The sequence below is a fragment of the Candidatus Magnetaquiglobus sp. genome (assembly GCF_058402785.1).
This window is the reverse complement of the sequence record NZ_JBZVFG010000021.1, coordinates 51,127-63,068: the sequence shown is the minus strand read 5'-3', so window position 1 is coordinate 63,068 and position 11,942 is coordinate 51,127. Positions and strand designations below refer to the sequence as shown.

The following is an 11,942-nucleotide window of genomic DNA, read 5'->3' as shown; positions in this document are numbered from 1 at the left end:
TCGGCTGATCCTCGGTGCCGGTCGCATCGCTCAATACCAACGTTGGCTGATCGGCGACAGCTTGAACATTCACATTCACGGTTTGGGTGGTGGTCGATGTCTCCCCGGTTTGCGGTTCGGTGACCACGCTGCGCACGGCCAACGAAAAATCCACATCCGAGTTTTCCGGCGGGGTCAGCACCAGATCCTTCAGGTCCTCGACCCGCAACTCCCAGCGTCCATCGCCCAGATCCTCACCGGCGGACAGGGTGGCACCCTCCGGGACGCCTTCGATGTAAATCTTGACCGTCTCGCTGGAGTCGGTCTGGTTGATTTCGATGTTCAGCGGTATGCCACTGTCCTCCTGGCCCACGACATCGGAGGTCTCCATGGTGATGCCATCCAGACGCGCCACGGTCTGGGCATCATCAATCGGACCGGATTCTTCCTCGGGTTCGGGTGTCTCTTCTTCTGGAGAAGACGTGCCGACATCCGGTTTTTCGGTGACCTCCGGAGCGGGAGGTGGAGCGGCCACCACCGGGGGCGCGACCTCGACGGAGGGCATATCGGGCTGATTGTTCGCTCCCGCCGAATTCGCGACGGGAGCGTTCCGTTCCTGGGTAGCCGCGGCGTCAGGTGCGGTCTGAGGCGTGACGGACTGGCCAGACACGTCGGTCTCGCCACGAATCCCGGTGTCGCCGGACTGGGACTCCTCACCGGTGGCGGCTTGATCGGGACGTTGGGACTGTTCCCGGTCGGCGGGGGCATCATCCTCCTCGCCGGGCTTGGACTCTTCCGCGACCGATCCCGACTGGGCGATGGCCTGTTCGATATCCTTTCGGCTTCCCATCTGCACGCTACCCATCACCACCATCTGCTCGGCAACGGTGTCGGACTGTTCGTTGGGATTCTCCTCGGCGGACAGGTCAACGCTCTTCACGTCTTGAAGAACGGTCATGTCATCGAGATTTTGACGATCCTCCTCGATGCCGATTTCATCCTTTTCGTTTTGCTGATTGTCAGACATGGCCGCACCCGCTTGGTTAACGTGACCGGAAACTGGCATGATGGGAAGATCCCCCTCACCCCCACCTAATAAATCACTTTGCAAGTTCTTCACAGCAAAAAAAATTTTCCTTACAGTTAATATACATTCATACTGCTTGAATTGGCTAGATAAAAAAGCTATCCTAGATCATAAGTGATAGAGAAGTCGGTTTGTAAAAGCTTGCCAATCTTGACATATCTGCAATGCAATTCTGACGGAAAGAATGTTTGTGGCATGAAAAAAACAAAACTATTCCATGGGGTTGGATGGCCAAAAACTCTAATTCCGAAAAACTTGATTGGCCGAAACATGTTGGACCTGGTGATAACTTCAACAGTCCTGAACGTGTTGGCGCTCGCCCTACCCCTGACCATGTTGCAAATCTATGACCGCATCCTGCTTTTCGAGGCGATCACCACCCTGGGACTGCTCACGACCGGCGTCTTGACCGCCATCCTGCTCGAGGCCATTCTGAAAATGGTCCGATCCTACGTCGGCAGCTGGCTCGGCGCCCGATTCGAACATCTGGCCGGATGCACCGCCGTCTACCGTCTGCTCGCCTCCAGCCTCGGACACATCGAACGCCAGGGCTCCGGCGCCCATCTGGAACGCATCAACGGCATTCACGCCCTCAAGGATTTCTACGCCGGCCAGGCGGTGCTCACCCTGCTGGATCTCCCCTTTGCCGTGCTGTTCCTGGTTCTGATCTATTATCTGGCCGGCTGGCTGGTGGTGATTCCGATCTTCATCTTCGGTCTGTTCATCGGCGTTTCCTTCCTGATCAGCCGCTGGCTCTACGATGCCGTGCAAAAACGAACCCTGTGGGAAGACCGACGCATCGACTTTCTGATCGAGGTTCTCAACGGGGTCCACTCGATCAAGGCCATGGCCATGGAAGCCATGATGCTGCGTCGCTATGAAAAATTGCAGGAGAGCTGTTCCAACGTCTCGCAACAGGTGGGACTGCTCGGGGTCACCTCGGGCAATCTGGGCATGCTCTTTTCGCAACTCAACATGGTGGCGGTGGTGGGTCTGGGATGTCTGATGGTCATCGAACAGAAACTGACCATCGGTGGACTGGCTGCATGCAGCATGCTTTCCGGACAGGCGATCCAACCCTTGCAGCGCGCCTTCGGCATCTGGGCCCGTTTCCAGTCGATTCGCGTAACCCGGGACCGGCTGGCGATCCTCTTCGATCTGCCCCCCGAATCCGACGCCGAGACCCCGGAACTGGACTCCGTGGCCGGGGGTCTGGAGATGCGGGATGTCTCGTATCGCTTCGCACCCGACAAACCACCGATTCTGGAGAACATCAACCTGACCGTCGCACCGGGCGAGACCATCGCCATCTCCGGAGGCAACGGCAGCGGCAAGACCACCCTGTTGTGGCTGATGCAAGGCGCGTTGCGCCCCTCTTCGGGAGCGGTGTTGATCGATGGCCGAGATATCGCCGAATTCGATCCCTCCAGTGTCCGCGGGAAAATCGCCTATCTGCCGCAATCCGGCATTCTCTTCAAAGGGACGATCATGGACAACCTGACCATGTTCCGGCCCTGGAAGGATACCGAGGCCGAATCCTTCGCCAGCCGGTTGGGGCTGCTGGATTTCGTCACCAAGATGCCCAACGGCTTCGAAACCCTGGTCGATGACGGTGCCGCCGAGATTCTGCCTCAAGGAGTCAAACAGCGCATCGCCATCGCCCGAGCGCTCCTCGACCACCCCAATCTGGTGCTCTTCGACGAGGCCAACACCTCCATCGACAGCCGGGGCGACGAAGAACTCAAGCAGGAGTTGATGCGTTTTCACGGCAAGGTGACCCTGATCATGGTCAGCCACCGCCCTTCGCTGGTTGCTCTGGCCGACCGGATCTACCGAATCCAGGATCGCACCCTGGTGCAGCAGGAGAAAAAGGAGAACAAACCACCCCCGCCTCCCGCACCCGGAGACCCCGCACCCGTCACGCCGCCGCCAGCCGTCACGCCACGACCTCCCGCACCCGTCACGCCGCCGCCAGCCGTCACGCCGCCGCCAGCCGTCACGCCGCCGCCCACCGTCACGCCGCCACCAGTCGTGACGCCTTCAACGGCGACTCCGCTCCGGCAGACGCCCAAGACGAACGCCTCCGCGCCCGTCGCGCCACCCGTTCAAACCGGGCGCGTCGATGCCAGGACGGAACCGACTCCGCAGTCCACCAACCCACCAACATCGGCACAGCCCCAACCGGAACAAGCTCCCACGCCTCCCGGACCGCCGATCCCGCGCCCGCTCCAGATCACCTTGCCGGAAAACCGGATCAAACCACCCTCGGCCCCAGGCACGCCGCAAGCGGGCAGTCCGCCCGCCCCGAATCCGGCACAGGCCTCCACGACGGATCAGACCAGACCAACGCCGGTCCGCCTGCCCGTACCGCCCAAGGGGGCTGACGAGACTTCAGGCCCGCGTCCGAATTTCAGGGAGTTGTTGCGCGCCAAGACCGCGGGGCAGCCCCCGCCCCCGCCCGCGACCAGCCAACCCGAACCCCTGGCCGTGACCCTGACCAAACCGGGGACCGCTCCGACCCGGCAGGCGAGGTCTGGAACGACTGACGACACGCCGACGCGACACGCAGTCCAGGGAATGGATCACGCCAGACCGGCTGGGCTGGCGACGGGCGGGACGAATGGCGACGTTTCGGATCCGCATGCTGCGAACGAGTCTGGCCAGGAGAGCGACGCGGACGTGATCACCAAACTTGCCTTCTTGAATTCCGGCGAGAAAAAGCCATGATGAAACGTCCGCAAGAGTCGCTGATCGACTATCCCAAGCCGAGCGGCATTCTGGAGGAGTTCGCGCGTCTGTCGGACTTCGGGGCCTGTCTGGTGCCGTTGCTGCACGCCCTCGGCTATCGCGGCGACCTGCGCCATGTGGCCGAGGCCCTGCCCCACTTCGCCGAATCCCTGGATCTGACCGCCATGCGCAACGTCATGGCCAACCTGACCTTCCAGAGCCATGAATTGCGCATGGCACTGACCGAAATCGATCCACGCCTGATGCCCTGTCTGTTCGTGCCCGATGACCGGGGCGCCATGGTCATCTACGAGCAGATCGGGGATCTGTGGCTGATCTTCGATGGCGCAACCGGGCAGATCGGTCGGATTCCACCCATGAATATCCAGGGATCGGCCTTTTTCTTCAAAATCTTCGACCACGAACTCATGTCCCTGGAGCAGAACCGCATCGGCTGGCTGCGCATGGCCACCAACCGTTTCCGACGCTACTTCTACTTCATCGTCGGACTCACCGCCGCCATCACCGTCCTCCAGATCGCCCCGCCGCTTTACTCCATGGCGGTCTACGACCGGGTGATCGGCTCCCACTCCATGCAGACCCTGGTCTATCTGGTGATCGGCGTGCTGCTCGCCCTGGGCTTCGACTGGATGCTCCGCGCCATGCGCGCCCGCATCCTCATGCACGTCGGCGCCCACATGGACAGCATCGTCAGCAGCGCCATCTTTCTGCGCATCCTCTCGCTCATCCCCTCCTACACCGAACGGGCCCCGATCGGCTCCCAGGTGGCACGGGTCAAGGATTTCGACAACGTACGCGAATTCTTCACCGGTCCCCTGGCCCTGGTCTTTCTGGAGATGCCGTTCACCATCGTCTTCATCGTGGTCATGGCCATGCTGGCCGGGTCTCTGGCCCTGATCCCCGCCATCACGGCACTGCTGTTCCTGGTGCTCTGGTTCGTCATGACCCCCCTGGTCGATAACGAAGGGGCCAAGGCACGACGCGCCCGCGCCAAACATCAGGAGTTCACGGTCGAGGTGCTCAACAAAATCCGCGCCATCAAATACCTGGGCGCCGAGGAGATGTGGTTCGAACGGTTCCGGGAACTCTCCGCCGAGGCGGCCATGCAGAACTTCCGCTCCTCGCTGATCACCGCATCCGTGAACACCATCGCCCAACTGCTGGTGGTCGCCTCGGGCCTGGTGACGGTCAGCCTCGGCGTGCTGCGCGTGCTGGCCGCCGAAATGACCGTCGGGGGACTGGTGGCCTCCATGATCCTGGTGTGGCGCGTCCTGGCCCCTTTGCAAAGCATTTTCTTCGCCATGACCCGCATGGAGCAGATCCGCTCCAGCGTCAAGCAGATCGACGGACTGATGAACGTCAAGCCGGAGTTCGAAGCCTATGCCCCCATCGAACCGATCAAGACCTTCAAGGGCGCGGTCAGTTTCGTGCGCGTCAGCCTGCGCTACACCAACGAGGCCGAGCCGGCCCTGATGGGCGTGAGCTTCGAGGTGAAACCGGGCGAGGTGGTGGTGGTGGTCGGCAGCAACGGCTCGGGCAAATCCACCATCATCAAGCTGCTGGCCGGACTCTACGTTCCCCAGGCCGGCAGTATCCGCGTCGATGGACAGGACATCCGCCAGATGAACCCCATCGAACTGCGTCACGCCGTGGCCTATGTGCCGCAACGCTGCGATCTCTACCACGGCACCATCGCCCAGAATCTCCGTCTGGCCCACGCCACCGCCAGCCTGGAAGAGCTGGAGGAGGCATGCCGCAAATCCGGGGCCCTCGAAGATGTGCGCGCCCTGCCGCGCGGCTTCGATACCCGCATCGGCGACAACACCGGACTGCTCTCCTCGAGTCTGATTCAAAAACTCTCCCTGGCACGCGCCTATCTCAAGCCGTCGCAACTGTTTTTGTTCGACGAACCGGCCAGCGCCCTGGACTGGGAGGGGGATCAAGCCTTCCAGAAAGTGGTGAACGGGTTGCGCGGCAAGGCAACGGTGTTTATCGTGACCCATCGTCCCAGCCACATGCGGTTGGCCGATCAACTGTTCTTCTTCGATCAGGGGTATCTGAAACTCGCCGGACCACCCGGCGAGGTGTTGCCCAAGATTCCCCAAAACCTGATCTGACCCCCACGGAACCGAATCTCGATGTCCTCCGAACCCGCCACCGAATCCAAAACCATCCCGACCGGAAATCGTCAACAACGCTTTCTGGCCCAATCCATGATCCTGGAAGAGGGCGGCTTGCCGCTGCTGATTCGCGCCACGGGCCTGTCGATCTCTCTGGCGGTGGTGGTCTTTCTGGTCTGGGCCTCCTTTTCGGTGCTCGAGGAGATGGCGCCCGCCCCCGGCGAGGTGGTCACCCACAATCCGGTGCAAAACGTCCAGCATCTGGAGGGGGGGATCATCCAACAGATCCTGGTCAAGGAGGGGGTGATCGTTGCCCAGGGGGATCCGTTGATCCGGCTCGACCCGGCACCGATCGAACCGGAACTCAAGCAGTATCAAGCCCGTCATCAATCCCTGGCCCTGCTGATCGAACGGCAGAGATCCTTTCTGGAGGGACGCACGCCCCGTTTCGCCGCAGTCGCGCCGGAGTATGCGGCCCTGGCCGCGGATCAGGAGAACCTGTTGAACAGCCAACGGGACTATCAGGCCAGCAGCGGAGAGGTGATCCTGCGTCAGATCGCGCAACGGGAGACCCAGATCCGCGAATTGCGCAACCAGATGGACCCCCTCGAACGTCGCAAGGAACTGCTGGAAGAGGAGCAGGCGATTCAGGAAAAAGGGTTGGAAAAGGGGTTGGTCTCGCAGTTGTCGGTGCTCTCCACCAAGCGGGAGAAGACCCGTGTCGTCGAGGAGATCAAACGCAATCAGGGCTCCATGGCCCAGACCAGGATGGAGATCCTGGAGTTGCGGGGCCGGTTGAAGGAGAGCGAGGAGCAGCGCCGCCACGAGGCCCAGAAGGAGCTGAACAACGCCCTCTCCGAGCAGGCCCAGGTGGACGAACTGATCGCCCGTCTGGAAAACCGCGTCACCAGACTGGTGATCACCGCGCCGGTCCGGGGGGTGATTCAGGAGATGGGGGCCAACACCTTGAAAGGGGTGATCCCGCCCGGCGGACTGGTGGCCAAGATCGTGCCCCTCGACGGCACGTTGCACGCCGACATCCGCATCACCACCCGCGACATCGGTCATGTGAAGGTGGGTCAACCGGTGACGGTGAAGGTTCTGACCTACGACTATGCCCGCTACGGAACGATTGCCGGCGAGTTGCAATCCGTGTCGCCGGATGCCTTCATGGATGAAAAGAAGCAGCCCTACTTCAAGGGCAAGGTGAAGCTCTCCAAGCACTACCTCGGTTCACATCCGGGCGTGAACGAAATCCTCCCCGGCATGACCGTGCAGGCCGACATCCATACCGGCAGCAAGACCTTGATGGCCTATCTGCTCAAACCGATCTACTCATCGATCAACGAGGCGTTCCGGGAGCGCTGAGCGGCACCTCGGAGGAGAAGGCGGTGCTCTCCCGCCACAACAACTCCGTGGCCTCCTCCAAGGTGGGGATGTCGGCGTGGGAGGCGGAAGGAGTCGGAGAGGAGAGCGGCGAAATGGATCCGGCCTCCAGATCCGGCTTGATCAACTCGAAATCGGCATCGATTCCGGTCGATTCGAGCATCTCCTGGGGATTGACCGGCTCGGCGGCAAAGATCGGGCGGGTGGAACCGGATGCACGCGATGGCATCGCCTCGATGGCGGCGTTGGGGACGACTTCGGGGGTGGCGGGAATGATCGCGCTCTTCTCCGGCACCGGGAAAGCGTTCTTGACAGGCGTGGGCAGGGGAGATGCGACCGTCGGGGCGTGATTCCGAACCGGGGTCATGTTCTCGTCGGGCTTCCGCCCCCATGGAACACGCTCGACGGGAGGCAGAACCGGCGGGACGACGGAGGTCAGAGCCGGCTGTCGCGGCGCGGACGCCATCTCCGGCTGTCGCGGCGCGTTCACCATCTCCCGGTTCGGCGCGGATGCCATCTCCGGCTGTCGCGGCGCGTTCACCATCTCCCGGTTCGGCGCGGACGCCATCTCCGGCTGTCGCGGCGCGTTCACCATCTCCCGGTTCGGCGCGGACAAAGGCTTGTCCGGATCCCCGCCCGGCAGGGAGGCACGCAGGATCCCCATGGCCGCCATCAGACGGTAACTGGCGGAAAGCTCTTCGTATTTCTCGTTCACCAGCGCGTTCTTGGCCGTGGTCAGTTCGTTTTCGGAGTTGAGCACGTCGAGCAGAGGCCGCAATCCCATCTTGAACTGCTCGTGGTAGGAGGCCGTGACCCGCTGTTTGGCCTCCAGATGGTCCTCCAGCTTGACGAACCGCTCCCGTGAGGTGCGGATCCGCTCCCAGGCGGTGCGCACCTCTTCGTAGACCGTCTCCTGCGCCTCGTCGTACAACCCCTGGCTGCGTCCCAACTGTTCGGCGCTCTCCCGCACCGTGGCCAGATCCGCGCCACCATGAAAGAGGTTGACGTTCATGCGCACCATGGCACGCACGTTTTCGTTGTAACTGCGCGTGCCGTTGACATTATCCGTGTTGGAGTAGCCCAGATCCAAGCCCACCTTGGGCCAATAGCGCGCGTAATTGCCGGCATGGGAGGCGCGACTCGACTCCAGATCCCCCTTGGAGCGTTTCAGGGAGGCGCTGTGGCGTGTGGCCCATTCGATCGCCTCCTGGAGGGATTTCGGCAGAAAACCGACCGGAGAGAGCGCCGGGTCGAGCACGCCCGGCTCCCGTCCCACCATGCGGCGGAACCGGGTCGCGGCCTTGCGCACCGCCCCTTCCGCGGAGGCCAGATCCGAGATGATCAGTTTGAGCCGGCTCTCCGAAAGGTCGGCATCCACCGAGGTGACGATGCCCAGACGGGCCATGTCGCGCACCCGCTCCAGGATCAGGGTGTGGACCTCCTCCTGTTCGCGCAGCAGGTGTTGCAACTCCCGCTGGCGCAGCACCTCGAGATAGGCGAGCACCGTATCCAGGGCGACCTCTTCGGAGGCCTGCTCAAGGGCGGCCTGTTCGGAACTCTCGCGGGCATCGTTTTCGGCCACCTGGTGCCAGGTGGAAAAGCCATCGAACAGGGGCTGATTGAGGGTAACCTGCATTTCGCCCCGTTGCAGCCGCACCTCCCCTTCCACCGGACGGGTGGAGGTGGTGTTGCTCCACTCATTGCCCGTGGCCAGGCTGAGATCCAGGGTCGGCAGATAGCCGGACACGGCGCGGGCCCGGCGTTCCTTGATGGCCTGGAGCGAGCGGCGTGCCGCTTCGATGCGCGGGGTATCCTTCAAGGCGGAACGCATGGCCTCTGGAATCGAGTCGGCCAGGGCCGAGGCGCACGGCAGGGCGATCGCCATGCACGACAGGCCACCCAGACAACGGGCGACTCCCCATCCAGGCCGCCCCATGCGTATACGATTGCCACCCGACATCCGATTGACACCCCTGACATGAACAAGAATTCACCCTTTACCTCCCATCCAGCAAGTCTCAAGCCAGATTGGCAAGGTTTGTCGGGTTTTTTCGAGATCGTCCACGGATCCCCGCTCCAAGGGGGCGTGTCGGAAGGTGCGGCGACAGGCGATCGGATCGGGCAGGACAGGGGCACAAAAGCAACCCAATCAAACGAAAAATGACAGAAATCGGGAGGTATAACTGGAAAAAATTGCAATTCAGGTCGAAATTGGCTGGATTTTCTTAAAGAAAGCGATTACACTGCCGCCCGAATCCATTTGGAAAACAGTGCTCCATTCAAGAAAGGTTCTGGCATGCCGGACGAACGGGCAGAACGGTTCGAAGTGTTGGCGCGGGTGCTTCTGGAGCTGCCGGGAAGGCGCGCCTTCATCGGCAACACGGTCAATGTGAGCGACAGTGGGGTCTACTTCGACATCGGCTACGCGCCAAACACACTGGAACTGCACGAGCTGGGACTGTTGCATCTCATGCCGCTCAACTCCGCGCCGATCCGGGCATGCACGGTGGCCCGGATCACCGAAACCGGCATCGCGGTCCATTTTCTGGAAGAACAGCCCAGCAGTTTCGCTTCCCAACTGTTGCCCGCCACGGAAATCGCCGCCTGAGCTGGAAGCTCCGGAACTCCTGCTCCCGGTGAGGCATCGCGTCTTGTCCGAAGACGCGATGCCTCTTTATGTCAGCACGCCCTGACCTGTCGCAAACCGCGATCGCGTCTCAAAGGCTGTTTGGCATTTGCCAAACGGCCTCTCAAAGACCACGCGAATAACGCTTGCGCTCGTGCTCCTTCAAGAGCTTTTTGCGCATGCGCAGGCTCTTGGGGGTCACCTCGACCAACTCGTCCTCGTTGATGAACTCCAGGCACTGCTCCAGGGAGTAGTTGAGGAACGGGGTGAGCAGAATGGCGTCATCGGAGCCGGAGGCGCGGATGTTGGTCAACTGCTTGCCCTTCATCGGGTTGACGACCAGATCCTGGTTGCGGCTGTTGATGCCCACGATCATCCCCTCGTAAACCGGCACCCCCGGAGGCACGAACAGCCGTCCGCGCTCCTGGAGATTCCACAGGGCGAACGCCACGGTCTTGCCGGCATCCATGGAGATCAACACCCCGTTGCGCCGCGCGCCCAGGTTGGGCTGGGTGAGCGGACCGTATTCGTGGAAGATGCGCGCGATGAGCCCGGTGCCCGAGGTCATGGTGCGGAATTCGGTCTGGAAGCCGATCAGGCCGCGGGCCGGAATCACGTAATCGAGCCGCACCCGGCCCCGTCCATCCGGCACCATGTCCTTGAGATCCCCCCGGCGCATGCCCAAGGCCTCCATCACCGCCCCCTGGTTGACCTCTTCCACATCCACGGTCAGCAGTTCGTAGGGCTCCTTGAACTCGCCGTTGAACTCGCGCAGGATTACCTCCGGACGCGACACGCCGAGTTCGTACCCCTCGCGGCGCATGTTCTCGATCAGGATCGACAGATGCAGTTCGCCGCGTCCGGAGACCCGGAAACGGTCGGAGTTGTCGGTTTCCTCGACCCGCAGGGCGACGTTGTGTTCCAGTTCCTTGAAGAGCCGTTCGCGCAGTTGGCGGCTGGTGACGAATTTCCCCTCCTGTCCGGCCATGGGGGAGTCGTTGACCTGGAAGGTCATGCTCACCGTGGGTTGATCCACGGCCAGGGGCGGCAGGGGTTCGACGTGTTCGATGTGGCAGAGGGTGTCGGAGATGCCGAGGTTCTCCACCCCGGTGAAGGCGATGATCTCGCCGGCGCGGGCGATGGGAACCTCGATCTTCTCCAGACCGAGAAAGCTGAAGATCTTGGCGATCTTGGCGTTGCGGCGCGTGCCGTCCGGGGCGGCCACGGTGACCAGGCTGTTGGCCGCCGCGATGCCGCGCTCGACCCGCCCGATGCCGATGATGCCGACATAGTTGCTCTTGTCGAGTGCCGAAACGCGCATGCGGAACGGTCCGTTCGGGTCCACGGCGGGGGGCGGCGTGCGATCGACGATGGTCTCGAAGAGGGCTTCCATATCCCGTCCCGGAACGTCGGGATCGAGGGTGGCCCACCCTTGCAGCGCCGAGGTGTAGACGACCGGGAAGTCGAGTTGTGCGTCGGTGGCGCCGAGGCGGTCGAAGAGGTCGAAGGTGCGATCGAGCACCCACAGCGGACGCGCGCCGTCGCGATCCACCTTGTTGATCACCACGATCGGCTTGAACCCCATGTCGAAAGCCTTGCGGGTCACGAAGCGGGTCTGGGGCATGGGACCATCCACCGCGTCCACCAGCAGCAGCACCGAATCGACCATGGAGAGCACCCGTTCCACCTCGCCGCCGAAGTCGGCATGGCCAGGGGTATCGACGATGTTGATGCGGTACTCGCGCCACTGGATGGCGGTGTTCTTGGCCAGGATGGTGATGCCACGCTCCCGCTCCAGGTCGTTGGAGTCCATGATGCGCTCCTGGACTTCGCCGCGTTGGGCGAGGGTTCCGGATTGCTGGAGCAGTTTATCGACCAGCGTGGTCTTGCCGTGGTCCACATGGGCGATGATGGCGATGTTGCGCAACAGATCAAGCACGATTGGTTTCCTTAGTTGGACAGATCTTTACGGGTCATGGGGCGCGAACATCCGGGC

7 protein-coding genes are annotated in these 11,942 nt (G+C 62.2%); 4 read left to right on the top strand and 3 right to left on the bottom strand.

Annotated elements, in window-relative coordinates; translation table 11 throughout:
- On the bottom strand, positions 1-1,006 hold a 1,006-nt coding region (locus ACV4UY_RS09055), incomplete at its 3' end, for a hypothetical protein (RefSeq protein WP_491607277.1).
- A 330-nt stretch (positions 1,007-1,336) separates the two neighbouring features.
- Between ACV4UY_RS09055 and ACV4UY_RS09050 the strand changes: the two genes are divergently transcribed.
- The 3 genes from ACV4UY_RS09050 to ACV4UY_RS09040 are packed head-to-tail and all read left to right on the top strand — an operon-like array spanning position 1,337 to position 7,302.
- A complete protein-coding gene (locus tag ACV4UY_RS09050; protein ID WP_491607276.1) occupies positions 1,337-3,793 on the top strand; it encodes a peptidase domain-containing ABC transporter in 2,457 nt (818 codons plus the stop codon).
- Entirely contained in the window at positions 3,790-5,931 is a 2,142-nt protein-coding gene (locus ACV4UY_RS09045; protein ID WP_491607275.1) for a peptidase domain-containing ABC transporter, read from the top strand. The genes ACV4UY_RS09050 and ACV4UY_RS09045 overlap by 4 nt, the downstream gene beginning before the upstream one ends.
- 21 nt (positions 5,932-5,952) lie before the next feature.
- Entirely contained in the window at positions 5,953-7,302 is a 1,350-nt protein-coding gene (locus ACV4UY_RS09040) for an HlyD family type I secretion periplasmic adaptor subunit (protein ID WP_491607274.1), read from the top strand.
- Here the strand turns inward: ACV4UY_RS09040 and ACV4UY_RS09035 are convergent.
- On the bottom strand, positions 7,277-9,280 hold the full coding sequence (locus ACV4UY_RS09035; RefSeq protein ID WP_491607273.1) for a TolC family outer membrane protein: 2,004 nt from the start codon (positions 9,278-9,280) through the stop codon (positions 7,277-7,279). The two genes, ACV4UY_RS09040 and ACV4UY_RS09035, sit on opposite strands and share 26 nt — an antisense overlap.
- Before the next feature lie 336 nt (positions 9,281-9,616).
- Between ACV4UY_RS09035 and ACV4UY_RS09030 the strand changes: the two genes are divergently transcribed.
- Entirely contained in the window at positions 9,617-9,928 is a 312-nt protein-coding gene (locus tag ACV4UY_RS09030; protein ID WP_491607272.1) for a PilZ domain-containing protein, read from the top strand.
- A 142-nt stretch (positions 9,929-10,070) separates the two neighbouring features.
- Here ACV4UY_RS09030 and typA read toward each other — a convergent pair whose 3' ends face one another.
- A complete protein-coding gene (gene typA / locus ACV4UY_RS09025; RefSeq protein ID WP_491607271.1) occupies positions 10,071-11,885 on the bottom strand; it encodes a translational GTPase TypA in 1,815 nt (604 codons plus the stop codon).
- Positions 11,886-11,942: the final 57 nt, after the last annotated feature.

Coding starts and splice junctions, on each gene's coding strand:
- ACV4UY_RS09035 (WP_491607273.1), bottom strand. CDS start 9,280: ATGTCGGGTGGCAATCGTATACGCATGGGGCGGCCTGGATGGGGAGTC.
- ACV4UY_RS09050 (WP_491607276.1), top strand. CDS start 1,337: ATGTTGGACCTGGTGATAACTTCAACAGTCCTGAACGTGTTGGCGCTC.
- ACV4UY_RS09040 (WP_491607274.1), top strand. CDS start 5,953: ATGTCCTCCGAACCCGCCACCGAATCCAAAACCATCCCGACCGGAAAT.
- ACV4UY_RS09030 (WP_491607272.1), top strand. CDS start 9,617: ATGCCGGACGAACGGGCAGAACGGTTCGAAGTGTTGGCGCGGGTGCTT.
- ACV4UY_RS09045 (WP_491607275.1), top strand. CDS start 3,790: ATGATGAAACGTCCGCAAGAGTCGCTGATCGACTATCCCAAGCCGAGC.